Origin of the sequence: Dyella amyloliquefaciens (assembly GCF_004296575.1) — a bacterium.
Taxonomy (GTDB): domain Bacteria; phylum Pseudomonadota; class Gammaproteobacteria; order Xanthomonadales; family Rhodanobacteraceae; genus Dyella; species Dyella amyloliquefaciens.
This window is the reverse complement of sequence record NZ_SAYT01000005.1, coordinates 16,137-32,036: the sequence shown is the minus strand read 5'-3', so window position 1 is coordinate 32,036 and position 15,900 is coordinate 16,137. Positions and strand designations below refer to the sequence as shown.

At 65.8% G+C, this 15,900-nt stretch carries 14 protein-coding genes; 12 read left to right on the top strand and 2 right to left on the bottom strand.

Translation table 11 applies throughout. The features are described from left to right. Positions 1–2 precede the first annotated feature (2 nt). The 8 genes from EPB08_RS12010 to EPB08_RS11975 all read left to right on the top strand — a co-directional run bounded on the left by EPB08_RS12010 (position 3) and on the right by EPB08_RS11975 (position 8,445). Positions 3–776, top strand: a complete 774-nt coding sequence (locus EPB08_RS12010; protein WP_130619361.1) for an RNA polymerase sigma factor FliA — start codon at positions 3–5, stop codon at positions 774–776. 61 nt (positions 777–837) lie between these two features. Beyond that, positions 838–1,245 carry a chemotaxis response regulator CheY gene (gene cheY / locus EPB08_RS12005; protein WP_130619360.1) on the top strand — a complete coding sequence of 136 codons (408 nt, stop codon included), beginning with the start codon at positions 838–840 and terminating at the stop codon, positions 1,243–1,245. Beyond that, a complete protein-coding gene (locus tag EPB08_RS12000) occupies positions 1,242–1,883 on the top strand; it encodes a protein phosphatase CheZ (RefSeq protein WP_130619359.1) in 642 nt (213 codons plus the stop codon). The genes cheY and EPB08_RS12000 overlap by 4 nt, the downstream gene beginning before the upstream one ends. Before the next feature lie 219 nt (positions 1,884–2,102). Beyond that, positions 2,103–4,061, top strand: coding sequence for a chemotaxis protein CheA (locus tag EPB08_RS11995; RefSeq protein ID WP_130619358.1), 1,959 nt, complete (start codon positions 2,103–2,105; stop codon positions 4,059–4,061). Between the two features lies 1 nt (position 4,062). After that, the gene (locus EPB08_RS11990) at positions 4,063–4,803 is read left to right on the top strand and encodes a flagellar motor protein (protein WP_130619357.1); all 741 of its coding nucleotides are present in this window, start codon (positions 4,063–4,065) and stop codon (positions 4,801–4,803) included. Positions 4,804–4,815: 12 nt separating this feature from the next. Continuing rightward, complete coding sequence (gene motD / locus EPB08_RS11985) at positions 4,816–5,931, top strand: flagellar motor protein MotD (RefSeq protein ID WP_130619356.1); 1,116 nt, start codon at positions 4,816–4,818, stop codon at positions 5,929–5,931. Between the two features lie 37 nt (positions 5,932–5,968). Then, entirely contained in the window at positions 5,969–6,436 is a 468-nt protein-coding gene (locus EPB08_RS11980) for a chemotaxis protein CheW (RefSeq protein WP_130619355.1), read from the top strand. Between the two features lie 98 nt (positions 6,437–6,534). Continuing rightward, positions 6,535–8,445, top strand: coding sequence for an AI-2E family transporter (locus EPB08_RS11975; protein WP_130619354.1), 1,911 nt, complete (start codon positions 6,535–6,537; stop codon positions 8,443–8,445). Between the two features lie 9 nt (positions 8,446–8,454). Here the strand turns inward: EPB08_RS11975 and EPB08_RS11970 are convergent, their stop codons facing one another. Further along, positions 8,455–8,982: a hypothetical protein gene (locus tag EPB08_RS11970; protein ID WP_130619353.1), complete on the bottom strand. Its 528-nt coding sequence runs from the start codon at positions 8,980–8,982 to the stop codon at positions 8,455–8,457. Positions 8,983–9,305: 323 nt separating this feature from the next. Between EPB08_RS11970 and EPB08_RS21075 the strand changes: the two genes are divergently transcribed. Next, entirely contained in the window at positions 9,306–9,782 is a 477-nt protein-coding gene (locus EPB08_RS21075; RefSeq protein WP_165418496.1) for a hypothetical protein, read from the top strand. 200 nt (positions 9,783–9,982) lie between these two features. Then, the gene (locus EPB08_RS11960; RefSeq protein WP_165418495.1) at positions 9,983–11,368 is read left to right on the top strand and encodes an FAD-binding oxidoreductase; all 1,386 of its coding nucleotides are present in this window, start codon (positions 9,983–9,985) and stop codon (positions 11,366–11,368) included. On the opposite strand, the gene EPB08_RS11955 is transcribed toward EPB08_RS11960, so the two are convergent. Next, positions 11,326–13,848, bottom strand: a complete 2,523-nt coding sequence (locus EPB08_RS11955) for an ATP-binding protein (RefSeq protein ID WP_130619350.1) — start codon at positions 13,846–13,848, stop codon at positions 11,326–11,328. The genes EPB08_RS11960 and EPB08_RS11955 overlap by 43 nt on opposite strands. Before the next feature lie 157 nt (positions 13,849–14,005). Between EPB08_RS11955 and EPB08_RS11950 the strand changes: the two genes are divergently transcribed. Beyond that, the gene (locus EPB08_RS11950; protein WP_130619349.1) at positions 14,006–14,632 is read left to right on the top strand and encodes a hypothetical protein; all 627 of its coding nucleotides are present in this window, start codon (positions 14,006–14,008) and stop codon (positions 14,630–14,632) included. A gap of 287 nt (positions 14,633–14,919) precedes the next feature. Beyond that, positions 14,920–15,867 (top strand): alpha/beta hydrolase, encoded by a 948-nt coding sequence (locus EPB08_RS11945; RefSeq protein ID WP_130619348.1) that lies wholly within the window; start codon positions 14,920–14,922, stop codon positions 15,865–15,867. Positions 15,868–15,900: the final 33 nt, after the last annotated feature.

The following is a 15,900-nucleotide window of genomic DNA, read 5'->3' as shown; positions in this document are numbered from 1 at the left end:
ACATGAGCGTGGCTTCCGAATACCTGCAACTGCAACGGCAAAGTGCCGATCAATTGGTTCGCCAGCATGCGCCGCTGGTGCGACGGATTGCCTATCACCTGATGGGCCGCCTGCCGCCGAGCGTGGACGTGAGCGACCTGATCCAGGCCGGCATGATCGGGCTGCTGGAAGCGGCGCGTAATTTCGCCACCGGACGCAATGCGAGCTTCGAGACGTTTGCGGGCATCCGCATCCGTGGCGCGATGCTCGACGAACTGCGCCGCACCGACTGGACGCCCCGCTCGGTGCACCGAAAGGTGCGCGAGATGGCCGAAGTGGTACGCCAGATCGAGATCGAAACCGGCAAGGATGCCGAGGACGCCGAAGTGATGCGGCGCCTGGGCATGGGTGCCGAGGAATACCACCAGGTGCTGGCTGATGCGGCGAGCGCCCGGTTGCTGAGCCTGTCGGCGCCGGACGATGCCGAAGGCGGCGCAGCGTTCGACGTGGCCGACGGCGACAGCGTCGGGCCGGCGGAGAGCGTCGAGAACAACGGCATGCGCGAGGCACTGATCGAGGCCATCGGCAGCCTGCCGGAACGCGAGCAGCTGGTGATGTCGCTGTATTACGAAGAGGAGTTGAACCTCAAGGAAATTGGCGCGGTGCTTGGGGTGACCGAGTCGCGCGTCTGCCAGATCCACGGCCAGGCCATCGTGCGCTTGCGCGCGCGCATGGATGGATGGACTGAATCAGGAACGGGGGAAAGAGGAACGAGGAAGAGCAGAGCAGCACGTTGATCCCGTTGACCTTTCCAGTTTCCCGATCCCTGTCACGTTCATAAGAAAAGCGGAGCTCCCTTTGGACAAGAACATGAAAATCCTCGTGGTGGACGATTTTTCCACCATGCGGCGCATCGTCCGCAACTTGCTGGTGGAGCTGGGTTTCAGCAATCCGCTCATCCAGGAAGCCGACGACGGCGAGAACGCACTGACCATGCTGAAGGCGAACGCCTTCGACCTGGTCGTCACCGACTGGAACATGCCGAACATGACCGGCATCGACCTGCTGCGCGCGATCCGCGCCGAGCCCTCGCTGAAGGGCATGCCGGTACTGATGGTCACTGCCGAGAACAACCGCGACCAGATCATCGCTGCCGCCCAGGCCGGCGTGAACGGCTACATCGTGAAGCCGTTCACCGCGGCCACGCTGCAGGAAAAACTCACCAAGATCTTCGAGCGGCTTGCCGCCAGCGGAGCGACCGCATGAACGCCCAAGTGTCCCTGATGGACGGCGGCTCGATGCCGCAGGAATTGCACGACCTGCTCAACAGCACCGATGGTGCCGCCTTCGAGCAGGCCCTCGACGTGCTGGTGCGCCAGCGCGAGCAGCGCATGTTCCGCGCGCTGGGCCTGCTGGCCCGTGACCTGCACGACGCCGTGCGCCGCCTCGGTGGCGACCTCGCGCAGGAAGGCGTGCCGGGCAGCGTCGCCGACGCACGCCAGCACCTGCAGGACGTGCTGGAAATGAGTTCGCAGGCTGCGCATCGCACGCTCGATTTCGCCGAGCGCATGCGTCCGCAGGCAGAGGCGGTGGCCGAGAACGCCAACGCCGTGATCGACGGCACGCCCGACGGAGACGTGGCCCATGTGCTGGCGAAGCAGGCACAGTCGTTCGCCAACGAATGCCGCGATGGCCTGGCTGATTTCGTGGTGGCGCAGTCCTGGCAGGATCTCGCCGGCCAGCGCATCAAGAAGGTCGTCAACTTCATCGGCAGCGTGGAGAACTCGCTGCTGGAACTGGTGAGTCTCACCGGTGCGCTCGCCAACGGCGAAGCCGCGGCCGCGCCGGTCAAGGTCACCAGCCAGGACGAGGCGGACCGCCTGCTGAGCGAATTCGGCTTCTAAGAGCCTGCTCATGATCTCGGCATGGCGGTTATCTCCCCTACGTCATCCCCGCGAAAGCGGGGATCCAGTGCCTTCGCCATGGGGTGAAAGTCACTGGATTACTCGCTGCGCTCGCCCCTTCGGGGCCGCCCTGCGGGCGCTGTGCGCTTGTCCCGCTTTCGCGGGAATGACGGTGGGGCAAGGCCGAGTTCATGAACAAGCACCAAGGACAGACTCCTGATGGATCCCACGTTCGACAGCGAGCTGCGCGATGCCTTCCTGGTGGAAGCCGGGGACCTCGTGCAGCGCCTGGGCGACCAGCTGATCGGGCTGGAAGGCGCTCCGCGCGACAGCGAGCTGCTGAACGCGGTGTTTCGCGCGTTCCACACGGTGAAGGGCGGCGCGGGCTTCCTCGCCGTCGAGCCGATGGTGCAGCTGTGCCATCACGCGGAAGACCTGCTCAACGTAGCGCGCAACGGACAGTTGCTGATCGATGCCGAACGCATGGATGCGCTGCTTGAAGCGCTGGACCTGCTCAACGACATGCTGGCCGCGTTGGCCGGCGGCCAGGCCATGGCCATGCCGCCGAAGGGACTGCTCGATCGCCTGTCGCCGGGGGCACGTGCAGTTCCCGCGCCGAAGCCGGTTGCCGCGCCCGTCGCACCGCCGCCGAGCGACGGCAGCATCGACGATTCCGAATTCGAAGCCCTGCTGGACAGCCTCTACGGCACCGGCGGCGCGCCGGGTGCACCTGCTGCGGCCCCGGCCGATGCAGGCGCGATTTCCGACGACGAGTTCGAAGCGCTGCTGGACAACCTGCATGGCAAGGGTGGCTCGCCGGGTGCGCACGACGCGCCGCAGGCATCGTCCGCGTCGGACACCATCAGCGACGACGAATTCGAAGCCCTGCTGGACAACCTGCATGGCAAAGGTTCGGCGCCCAGCGGCATGGCTTCCGCGCCGGCTCCCGCACCCGCATCGCCTCCGACGCAGTCGTCCGCCGCGCGGCATGCCGCGCCGCCGCCGGAAAACACCGTGCGCGTGGATACCGCGCGCCTCGATTCCCTCGTGCATCGCGCCGGTGAACTGGTGCTGGTGCGCAATCGCCTGCTGAGCCTTGCGGCGAAGCAGGGCGATGAAACCCTCGCGCTCGCCGCGAGCGAACTCGATCGCGTGGCCGATGCGCTGCAGAACGCCGTGCTAGGCATGCGCATGCAGCCGGTCGGCCGTCTGTTCCAGCGCTTCCCGCGCATCGTGCGCGACCTTTCGCGCCAGCTCGGCAAGGAAGTGGAGCTGGTGCAGGAAGGAGAGGGCACCGATCTCGATCGCAGCCTGGTCGAATCGCTGGCCGATCCGATGGTGCACCTGATCCGCAACGCGCTCGACCACGGCCTGGAAATGCCGGCCGATCGCGAGCGCGCCGGCAAGCCGCGCAAGGGCAAGGTCACGTTGTCGGCGAGCCAGCGTGGCGAGCGCATCGTCATCTCCGTGTCCGATGACGGACGAGGCATGAATCCCGACGTCCTGCGCCGCAAAGCGGTGGAGAAGGGCGTCATCGATGAGGCGCAAGCCGCGCGCCTCACCGAAAACGAATGCTATGAACTGATCTTCCGACCCGGCTTCAGCACGGCCGCCACCGTCTCCGACATCTCCGGTCGCGGCGTGGGCATGGACGTGGTGAAGACGCGCGTGGCCGAGCTCGGCGGCATCTTGCAGGTGCGCTCGAAGCTCGGTCGCGGCAGTACGCTGGAACTCGCCGTGCCGCTGACGCTGGCCATCCAGCGCGTGCTGATGGTGCGCGTGGGCGCGCGCCTGCTCGCGCTGCCGCTCAGCAACGTCGAGGAAGTGTTCGAAATGGCGCCGGGCCAGCAACAGCAATTGGACGGCCGCGTGGTCGCTTCGCATCGTGGACGTGCCTTGGCGCTGGCTGATCTCGCCGGTTGGGTGGGCGTGAACGATCTGCCCGGCGGTCACGTGGTGGTGCTGCACATCGGCCATCTGCGCCTGGGTTGCCTCGTGCACGAGGTGCTGGGTCGCGAAGACGTGATGGTGAAGCCGCTTGGTCCCCTGTTCGAAGGCGTGCCTGCCGTGGCAGGCGCGACCGTCACCGGCGACGGCCGTCTGGCGCTGGTGATGGATCTTGCCGGCCTGGCGGACGCCGACGGCCAACTTCTCCCTACACTGCGAATGAGCGCCTGACATGGACCTGGTAAGTCTCATCGGCACGATCCTGGCGTTCATCGTCATCATCGTCGGCACCGTCCTCAAGGGCTCCAGCGTGGAAGCGCTGTGGAACCCGGCTGCCTTCGTGATCGTGTTCCTCGGCACCATCGCCGCGCTGCTGGTGCAGAACTCCGGCAAGGTGCTCAAGCATGCGATGACGCTGTTCCCGCTGGTGTACAAGCCACCGCAGCACCAGCCCAGCGACCTGATCAGTCGCATCGTCGGCTGGAGCGAGATCTCGCGTCGGCAGGGCCTGCTGGGCCTGGAGCCGCAGATCGATTCGGAAAGCGACACCTTCGTGCGCAAGGGCCTGCAGCTGCTGGTGGATGGCAGCGAGCCGGAGGCCATCCGCGGCGTGCTCGAAGTGGAAGTGGATGCGCGCGAGCACCATGATCTCGCCGGCGCCAAGGTGTTCGAGAACGCCGGCATCTTCTCGCCCACCATGGGCATCATCGGCGCCGTGATGGGCCTGATGGCAGTGATGCAGAACCTCGCCGACCCCAGCAAGCTCGGTCACGGCATCGCAGCGGCGTTCGTCGCCACCATCTACGGCGTGGCGCTTGCCAACCTGCTGATGCTGCCGATGTCGGCGCGCCTGAAGAGCCTGATTCACAAGCAGACGCAGATGCGCGAGATCCTGATCGAGGGTCTGGTGGCGATTGCCGAGGGTGCGAACCCGCGGCAGATCGAAGCGAAGCTGCAGGGCTATACGCCTTAACCGGATGCTGCCGTGGCCAGGAAGAAGAAAAAACACGAGGATCACGTCAATCACGAGGCATGGGCCATCCCCTATGCCGACCTGATGACGCTGCTGCTCGCCTTCTTCGTGGTGATGTATGCGGTATCCGTGGTGAACGAAGGCAAGTACCGCGTGATGTCCAACTCCATCATCGAGGCGTTCAACGGTTCCAGCCACGTGATCGCACCGATGCCGCAGACGCGCACCTCGCCGCAGAACGTGGACCCCGCGATGGCTGCACCACCCGGCCAGCCCGGTGCGGCAACTACGCCGGTGAACGTGCCCATTCCTGCGAAGCCGCAGAACGTGCGCGTGATGGACGTGCGGCAGACGCTGCAGGATCGCACCGAGCAGAAGAACCTCGAGCTGATCCGCGACCAGATCCAGCGCGCGATGCAGCCGCTGATCGACAAGCAGATGGTGATCGTGCGCAAGACCACCAACTGGCTGGAGATCGAGCTGCGTACCGACATCCTGTTTGCCAGCGGCGCGGCGAAGCTGTCCGACCAGGCCAATGGCGTGCTCGACCAGATGGCGGACATCCTCAAGCCGTTCTCCAATCCGGTGCGCATCGAGGGCTACACCGACGACCGGCCGATCAACAGCACGTTGTATCCCTCCAACTGGGAGCTTTCGGCCGCCCGCGCCGCCACCGTGGCGCGACTGTTTTCCGAGCAGGGCGTTGATCCGGCACGACTGGGCATCGTGGGCTGGAGCGAGTATCGCCCTGCCGCCGACAACACCACCGTGGACGGACGCAACCACAATCGCCGCGTGCTGATCGTCATCCTCAGCAACGACGGTGCGCCGAAGCGCCTGTTCAACGACGCGGACACCAAGAACCAGTTCGCCGGTGCCGGTGATGCCAGTGCGCCTGCACCGGCCACGTCGTCCGCCGGCCTGCCTGCCATTGCAACGCTGTCGCCGGTACCGTCGGCGGAGCCTGTCGATGCGGTGGTGCCGGTGAACAGGGTGAAACTGGTGGGGCCGGCGCCGATGGCGCAGCAGCAGTCGGAGTCCGATCGCGAGTCGATCGTGTCGCCGGTGGCTGCTGGCGCCATCACGATCACCGCACCGCGTCTCGTCACACCGGAGCACGGGCCGTGATCCATGCCTTCGTCACTCATGCCACGGAGTCAATGTCTTGAGCGACATTCCCAACCACACCCATGATCGCTGGCTGTCGTTCCGGCTGGGCGGGCAGCTGTATGCCGCGCCGCTGCAGGAAGTCAGCGAAGTGATTCGCGATGGCGAACTCACGCCCGTGCCTGGTGCGGCTCGGGATCTGCTGGGTATTCGTCATCTGCGCGGACGCATCGTGCCGGTACTGGACGGACGCCGCCGCCTCGGCCTGCCCGAAGTTCATGATGGCGACGAAGGCGAGGTTCGCCTCGTGATGCTTTCGCATGGCCCGCATCTGGTGGGACTGCGCGTGGATGCCATCGGCGACCTCGTGCACACCCAGGGCGCGGACATGACGCCGCCGCCGCCCGGCGGTACCGTGCGACAGGACGATCCGGTGCACGGCGTGCTGCCGTGGCAGGGTGGATTCGTGGCCTTGCTCGACGTACGCCGACTCTGCCGCCTGCCGCTCGAAAGCGAGGCGGCTTAGGCGGTCGCAAGACAGACTGGCGGGCTATGCTCTAGGTATCCGGAAGCGGCCTGGTCGCTCCGATCCACCTGCAGCATGGAACGGTGAGGAGAGTGCCCATGTCGACCGATGCCAGCGCCGCACCCGCTGCTTCTCCCGGCCAGCGAGCGTTGGTCATCATCGCTGCGGCCTGTGTGCTGGCACTGCTGTATTTCGGCAGGGAAGTGCTGGTGCCGATCGTGCTGGCCCTGTTCCTCAGCCTGCTCTTGGCGCCATGGGTGCGCCTGTATCGCCGCCTGGGCATGGGACACGGTTCGTCGGTGTTCGTCGCGGTGCTTGTGCTGGTCGTGCTCGGCGGCGGTCTCGCCACCGTGATCGGTTCGCAGATGGTGTCCGTGGCGCGCAGCCTGCCGCAGTACGAGGCGACCATCCACGCGAAAGTGCAGACGCTGCGTACCTTCACGCTGGGCCAGCTGGAAGCGATGCAGGGCGAGTTCGGCAAGGTCATCGCTTCGTCCGGGGGCACGACGGAACCGGGTGCTTCGGCTGCGGGACGCGAAAGCGAGCGCTCGTCCGAAGAGGTCGCGACGCATGCTTCGACGCGCGGTACCTCGGCACCCATGGCGGTGCTGACGCGCGTGCTCTCCACGGCCTGGGTTCCAGTGGAAACCGCCGGCATCGTGCTGGTGGTGCTGGTGTTCGTGCTGCTGGAGCACGAGTCGCTGCGCGACCGTTTCATCCGCCTGGCGGGCGGCACCGACCTGCGCGCCACCACGGCGGCGATCAATGACGCGGGCGAGCGGCTGTCGCGTTTCTTCCTGTCGACCTTTTCGGTGAATTTCGGCGTGGGCATCGCTATTGGGGCGGGCCTGTGGCTGCTGGGCGTGCCCAATGCGCCGCTATGGGGAGCGCTGACGGCGGTGCTGCGCTTCGTGCCCTATGTGGGCGTCTGGCTGGTGGCGGGTCTGGCGGCACTGTTCGCCGCGGCGGTGGTGCCCGGCTGGTCGGTGCTGGTGATGACGCTGGCGCTGTACATCGTGGTGGAAGTGATCGTGTCGCAACTGGTGGAGCCGTTCCTGTACGGACACTCCACGGGCCTCTCCCCGCTGGCTGTGGTGGTGGCCGCGATTTTCTGGAGCTGGCTGTGGGGACCGGTGGGGCTGGTGATGTCCACGCCGCTGACGCTGTGCCTGGTGGTCGCCGGCCGGCACGTGCAGGCGTTGGGCCTGCTCAACGTGCTGCTGGGCGATGCGCCTGCGCTGACCATGCCGCAGCGCCTGTACCAGCGCGCGTTGTCGGGCGATGCCAGCGAGATCGTCTCGGAGGCGCGCACGTTCCTGAAGCGGCGCCCGTTCGCCGCCTATTGCGACAACGTGCTGTTGCCCGCGCTGCAGCTGGCGGGCATCGACCTGCGACGCGGAACCATCGGTACCGAACAGCAGGCCACGGTGCGCGAAACCATCGTGGCGGTCATTGGCGCGTTGGGGAGCGAGCGGCGGCGGCATCCTCGCTGGCGCCGCCGCACATCGGTGCTCGACGAGATGAGCATCGGTCGTCGCCTGCGGCAGCAGCGCGAAGATGTCAGTGGCCGCTGGCAAGGCCCGCTCGCCGTGGCGCCCGGCTCGATCGTGCTGTGCATCGGCATGGGTTCCGTCGTCGATGATCTGGCTACCGAACTGTTGACACGCATCCTGCGCGACCTGCATGTCGATGCACGTCACCTGGCGGTCGAGGACTTGGCGGCGTTCGACGCCGAGCCCCACCCCGAGGCGACGCCGGACGCGGTGGCGATGCTTTACATCGTCAGCGCCCAGCCGTCCGACGAACAGCAGGACATGGCAGCGCTGGCCGCGCGGTTGCGCGAGCGGATGCCAGGCGTCCACTTCGCCGCCCTGGCCTTGCCTGAGCCATTGACGCAGGGCGACGGCATCGTGACAGCGGAGGCGAGCGTCGACGAAGTGCTCCATTCCTTCGAAAGCGCGGCCCTGCACACCATCAGCCGGATTCCGGAAGCTGCCGCAGCCGCGTGATGCGGAGCGCTATTTCGAGAGACGCGCGAGTATGTCCGGCGGGATCGGGCCGAGGAAGATCGCCTTGAGTCGCTGGCGCCCGATGATGCGCCCCAGTTCGGCGAAGATGCAGTAATTGAGGATCAACACGAACAGCAGGATCTGAATCGCCCAGAAGCGGGGCCAGTTCATCTCCGTGAGCAACTGGTGATTGGCCGCGGCAATGTTCGGCGCGTCCTTCCAATAGTCGTAGAGACGCTCCAGGTAGTGAATGAAGGTGGCGATGATGGTGTAGATCACGGTCTTCCACGCGGCATTCCAGATCAGGGGCCTTTCGGGGAACCGGTTGATGAAGGGCAGCATGTTGGCCAGCAACACCGCCTTGCCGAGGATCAGCGCGGCGAGGGCCACCGATGCGGTAGTGGGCAGTGATATGCCTGAGCCCTTGATCATCAGCGCGCGAACGAGTGCGATGACGTGCAGCAGGACGAAGAAGAAGATCGTCGGCGGCAGCATCTCCAGAAACTCGTGTTTGATTTTGGCCGTCAGTTCGCTCATGGTCCGCTCCGGGCAAGTGAATGTGACGACCAACGGGGCCGCGTGCGTCGCTTTCAAGCACCCGTCATAGGGCCGCTTTTGGCACTGATCATCATCGCCTCGGTCGACGGCGCGGCAAGCGCAAAGTCACCTAGGCAAAGTTAGGTAAAACTACCGATTCGTATCGGCGATGCCGAGACGCGGCCACGGTGAGGTCACGCCATCGGGCGGTGACCCCAGGCCTTCCTCCGATACTCCCCGAGGCGGACATCATTCCGTCATGGGGAGCGCACCCGCTGGGTACAGACTCCGCTGTCTGACAGGCGAAGCAGGGAACCTTCCTCATGAGGCGGTTATGCGAGTGGCCTGCCGCGTCGTATGAGCTGAGAAGGCAGCTCAATCCCTATGTTCTCTGTCTTGCCCTGCTGGCCTGGGGCGCGCTTTCGCTCGCTGGTTTCTCCACGAGCAAGCGGACCTTCCTGAGTGACCAGGATTTCATCGATGCGGCCATCGATCGGGTAATTCACAGCGAGCCGCCGGCTCCGGGCAACGACGGGGTTCGTGTTCCGGCCGAGGATGTCCTGCCGTATCGCAGCGTTGAACACTTCCATCACATCAACCCGGCATGTTGCATCTTCGTCAGGGGTGACACGGAGGGAACCGGCCCGTCTCCGCTCGACTACCTCCTCGGATGCGAGTGGCGGGTGGTTCGCGTGAATTACCAGGTGCGCTACCGGGACGGGCAGGGTGTCCATCGTGCCGGGCAGGCGACCGAGTACGTGATGCTGGGCCGGGATGGGCGGATCGTCTGGCGTCATTAGCGCAGCCGGGACTGCATGCGTGGCTGCCTTCCTGCGCGTCGTCCCATGGCCAGGCGCCCATCACAAAAGCCCCATGGGCCCCTCATGACCACCCTGGTGAGAAGACTTACCCTGCACTGGCGGCAGAGCTGAGCGGGCTTTCCCTGCCGGGACTATGCTCCGCAGGCACGGTGCCGCCCCACCGACAAGGGAGGATGATCATGTCCACCGGACCCGATCGCACGCATGCCTTCCCGTGGCAGGCATTGGCCCAGACGTTGCGTGGCCCGTTGCTGCAGAAGAGTGACGCCGACTACGACAAGTACCGACATGTCTGGAACGGTGCAATCGATCGACATCCACTGGCGATCGCCCGCTGCCTCGATGCCGAGGATGTCCGCGCCACGTTGCAGTTCGCCACCCGGGAACATCTACCCGTCACCGTGCGTGGCGGTGGACACAACGTGGCCGGACTGGCCGTACGTGACGACGCACTGATGCTGGACGTGGGCGCCATGAACCGGGTCGAGGTGGATCCCGCCTCGCGCACCGTGCGCGTCGAGGGCGGTGCCCTGTGGCGTGACGTGGATGCGGCGACCCAACCGCATGGTCTGGCAACGACCGGCGGTTTTGTGTCGACCACCGGCATCGGCGGCTACACGCTGGGCGGCGGCGTAGGGTGGCTCATGCGCCGCTGCGGCCTGGCCATCGACAACCTGATCGAGGCGAACGTGGTACTGACTGACGGCCGTGACGTCGCGGCCAGCGAGCAGAAACACGCCGATCTGTTCTGGGCCCTGCGCGGCGGGGCCGGCGCGCTTGGGGTCGTCACGCACTTCACGTATCGCCTGCACGCCGTGGGCGAGGTGCTGGCGGGCGTGGTCTTTCATCCGGTGGATGCCGCGGTCGATCTGCTGCGTGTTTTTCGCGAGGCGACACGCCATGCTCCAGACGCGCTGACCGCGATGCTGGTTTTTACTACTGCGCCGCCGCTGCCGTTTCTTCCACCCGAAGCGCATGGGCAACGCGTGGTGGCGCTTGCGTATTGCTGGAGCGGCGAGCCGGCGCAGGGAAGGCAGGCGTGCGCTTCGCTGGTGGACTGGGGGCAGCCATGGGGGCGTCATGAGGGCGTGCTGCCTTATGCCGCGTGGCAGCAGGCCTTTGATCCGACCGCTCCGGTGGGCGACCACTACTACTGGACCACCTCGCAGTTCGATGCGCTGGACGACGACTTGATCCAGGCCTTGCTTCCTCTCGCGGAGAAGCCGGCCGATCCATTCAGCGAGGTGCATATCCATCATCTTGGGGGCGCGGTTGCTGCCGTCCCCCATGCGGCTACTGCCTTCTCACAACGCGAGGCGGCGTTCTTCATCAACGTGATCGGTCGCACTGGCGAAGCCGGGCGCCTTGCAGCGGTTCGCGATTGGGTGCGCGCCTTGCGCACGACGCTCGCGCCGTATGCCCGCGCTGGCATGCAGCCGAACTTCACGACCGAAGCCACCGACCTGGACGCTGGCACCCACGACCCGGTCACGCGATCGCGACTGGCGGAAGTGCGAAAACGCTACGATCCGGATGGACTGCTGACGCCGGTACGTAGCAGCTGATCGGAGGCCACGGCTTCCAGCACCCTTCGGGCCTCGACCACGATCCGCTCGAATCGCGTGGCGGCTCCCTCGCGTTGCGCCGGTTCGAAGGATGCCCCGAGCGTGTCGCGCACCCACCGTTCGGTCTCCGACTGTGCCTTGCGCCATTGCGGCATGAGTGGCGCCGCAGTCAACACGCGCACGCGCGCCGCAGCACCCAGGAAGCGTGCCGCCTGTGGTGCGTCCTCGCGTTCGCTCAGCAGGTAGGCCGCACCTTCAACGCAGCCTGCTACTCCGCGCCAGTGTTCAAGCGCACTGAACCCGTCGATGCAAGCCAGCCAATCGTGCGCCGCGCCGGAAAAGCGACTCAGGTAATAGCGCTGCAAGGCGCGGTTGATCAGCACATAAACCAGCTGATACTTGCCGTGAACCGGCGTGGATACCGCGTCGAAAGCATCGCTAAGACAGCCCTCGGCTTCGCGGTGTTGCTCATCCAGCGCCAGTGCAACGCCGCGCCCCAGCAGCGCCATCGAGCGCAACCACGCATCGTCCTGTTCATTTGCAATCGCCAAGGCATCGTCCGCGCTGGCCATCGCGCCAGAGATATCCCCGAATGTCGCGTACTCGAACGCCATGACGGCCTGGCCCGCGGCCGCCAGGCGCGGGTCGTTCAGCTGTCGGGCCAGCGCGATGCCCTCGCGAAGCAGGGTCTGCGCGCGATCGTGCTGCTGGGACTGGTGTTGCATGGTGCCGCAGGCGATCAAGGCCTGCGCCCGTTCCCGCGTGGGTGTCCCGCCTGCGCGCAGCGCCTGATCGAGCCAGTTCGCAGACTCACCGTAGTTGGTGCTTATCCTGAAGTACCAACAAAGGTTGCCGCTCAAGGCCAGCGCCTGTTCGGCGTGATCCGGCAGCGACAACGCGTAGTCGGATGCCAGGTGAAGATTGGCCCAGTCGCGCCTGACTCGCTCAGTCAAAAGCTGTTCGTGTTCTCCCCGAATTCCCGCATCGACGCGTCGGCAGAGCCGCACGAAATGGGCCAGATGCGCACCACGCACGTCTGCCTCATGGCTGCCCTCCCTGAGCTTTTCCAGCGCGAACAACCTCACGCTATCCAACAGGTGATAGCTGGGTGGCCGGGTGGCCGGGTCCACGACCAGTAGTGATTTGTCGACCAGCCCACCGAGCGCATCCATCACCTGCTCGTCATCGAGGCCGAACACCTCGCCGACTGCATTGGCGCCACCCAGCGTGCAGGTTCCAACGAACACCGCCAGGCCCGTAAGCAGGGATCGCTCGTGTTCCGACAGCAGTGCGAAGCTCCATTCAATCAGCGCATGCAGGGTCTGGTGGCGGGCAGGGCGGCTGGGGCTGGCCTCGGCGAGGTTCAGCAGATGGACGTCCATTCGCTCAAGCAGCTGTTCGGGGCTGAGCAGGCGCAAACGTGCCGCCGCAATCTCCAGTGCCAGGGGCAGCCCGTCGAGTCGACGGCATATGTCGGCAACGGCGGGCGCATTGGCGGGCGTCAGCGCGAACCTGGAAGCAAAAGCGCGCGAGCGGGCCAGCAGCAGTTGCACCGCGGGTACGTGGGACAAGCGTTCGGCATCCTCGCTGGTGGCCCATTCGCCTGGCGGGGGTACCGCCAATGGTGGCAGCCAGTAGAGCGTCTCTCCCACGCAGTTGAGCCGATGCTGGCTGGTCACCAGCACGCGGGGATCCACGCTCGCGGCCAGCAGGGCTTCGACGGCGATGCCGACCGCTCCCGCAATGCGCTCGCAGTTGTCGAACACGAGCAGGACGCGCCGGGTGCGCAGCAGTTCACCCACGCGACCAAGAAGCTCATCGACGCTCGTCGTCACGCGTATGTCGAACAGGCCGGCGAGCCAGCGCGCCAAGCCTTCGCCATCCGTCTGGGAGGTGCAATCGAGCAGCCATACACCGTCGGGAAAATCCTCGGCGTGGGTTCGCGCCAGCTCCAACGCGGCCTGGGTCTTGCCGATGCCCCCCGCGCCGGCAATCGTCACCAGCCGGGTGTCGCGTAGCAGTTGCCCCAGTTGCTGCAGGTCCCCGGCGCGTCCGATCAACGACCCGGTGCGCTCCGGCAGGCGGGCACGTACCGGCGGGGCGAAACTCAGCGCTGGCGCGGGCTGCGGCGCCTGGCCCTCGATCGGGGCAATGAAGCGATAGCCCAACCCGTGCACGGTCTGGATATAGCGCGGCTGCTCGCTGTCGTCCGCCATGGCGCGCCGGAGTTGTGCAATGACGCGGCTGAGCGTGGAAGGCGTGACATAGTTGTGACCCCACACGGCATCCAGCAGATCGTCCCGGCTGAGCAGTTCGCCGGGGTGGGCCAGCAGTTCGAGCAGCACCGAAAAAGCTTTCGGTTCCACCGCAATTTCACGTCCGCCGCGGGTGAGCCGATGCGCGCACGCCTCCACCACCACGTCCGCAAAGGCGTACGCAGGCGATTTCCCCTGGTTTGTCGGGTGTTTCGAGCTCCCCATGCCCCAGTACGCCCTTTCCGGACCTGGTCATGGCACTCCTTGCCGAGCCGAATCTCGATAATCCCTCACCGATCCATCAAGACTCCGCGCTCCTGAAGGCACAGCTTATACCCCGGCGGGCAGCCCACGCTGCCTAGACAAACGGAGGAGACTTCCCATGAGCACTCGCCTGCAAACAGCCATCGCGCTGGTCGTGATTGGCCTGACCACCGCCGGAGTTACCCGCAATGCCGAAGCATGCGGCTACGGTGACGTTCGTTCCTGGAACAGCACGCACTGGACGCTCCCCGCGGGGGCCCAGTCGGCCATCGCAAGCGCGGCTGCTGCCGCTGCCGCTGCGCCGCAGGCGGCGGCCAACAGCATCAATCCGCTGCAGCTCCTCGAGCCCATCACGGGCTTGTACCAGTTCACGTTCACGGCAAAGGGCAACAAGGGCATTCCCGATGGCACCGTGCTCGACCAGGGCTTCGCCACCTGGCATGCGGACGGCACCGAGATCATGAATTCGGGCAAGCCACCCATCACCCAGAGCTTCTGCATGGGCGCGTGGGCGCAGACCGGCGTGCGTACGTACAAGCTCAATCACTGGGCGTTGGGTTGGGACAACACGGGCACGGTGTTCCTGGGCCCGACGAACATCCAGGAGAGCGTCAAGCTGGATGCCGCTGGCAACAGCTACAGCGGCAGCTTCTCGATCACGCCGTACCCGCCATCGGGCAGTCCGGCAGGCACGCCCGTAGTGGGTGTCGTTTCGGCCACCCGCATCAGCGCCGATTCGAACTGATCGGTTGCTCAACCGGCGACAAGCCGGACGGGGCGTTGCCCGCCCGCGTCCGGCTTGCCGCGCGAGACGGGCGTGAAATCGATCGGTGTCCGTGGCGATACCGCCGGCATCAGGCACCGCATCATGCGGGCCCCGCTCATCGGAAACTCTGCGGACCTGCCAGAAGAACGCCATGGACGTGGCAGCGACAGGCCCGATGCGATAGGCACGATCAGGCAGACCGGGATGCATCCGGCTTCTTGCCTTGATCGCATAGCCTCGATCAGGCGCCAAAAGGGAGGAGCGCCATGAAGCTGTCAGCCGTTGTCCTGTGCCTGCTGGTCGCATGCGGGAGCCTGCATGCCGAGTCGAAGGTGTGGCAGCCCGCCGCCGGATACACGCAAATACCGCTGTGGCCCGGCACGCCGCCCGATGCCAGGCCCATGCCGGGACCGGAAGAGACCTGGACATCGGACAAGCCGATCGGTGGCAAGCCCGTCACGGGCGTGAAGAACGTATCGCTGCCCACCATGACGGTTTACGCCCCGCAGGGAAAAAACACCGGCGCGGCCGTGGTCGTGTTTCCCGGTGGTGGGTTCGAGATATTGGCCATCGACCTCGAAGGCACCGATGTGTGCGACTGGCTCACGCACAAGGGCGTGACCTGCGTGCTGCTGAAGTACCGTGTGCCGAGCATTCCCTATCGATGGCAATGCGACTGCCGCCCGCACAACCTGGAGTTGTCGGTGCCGGCATTGCAGGACGCGCAGAGGGCGCTGAGGCTGGTGCGCTCGCGTGCCGCTGAATGGCATATCGATCCGCACAAGGTGGGTGTGCTCGGCTTCTCGGCGGGTGGCTATCTGGTGGCGGAGGTGAGTACGAACTTCAAGCGCCGCGTGTATGCGCCCATCGATGCGGTCGACAAGGAAAGCAGTCGTCCGGATTTCGCCCTGGCGATCTATCCGGGGCACCTCGCGACGGATCGCAATACGTTGAATCCCAATGTGCCGGTCTCGCGCGATACGCCGCCCACCTTCCTGCTGCAGGCCGAAGACGACCACGTGGATGGCGTGAACCAGGCGCAGGTCTATTACGAAGCGTTGAAGAACGCCGACGTCCCGGTCGAGATGCATCTGTATGCGCATGGCGGCCATGCGTTCGGCCTCAGGCCGACGGCGGATCCGATCACACGCTGGCCGGCCCTGGCCGAGGCATGGATGGAAACGATAGGGATGATTCCTGCAACGCAGCGATAGCCGGTACGGGAAGCATCGTGGCTCGACGATGTC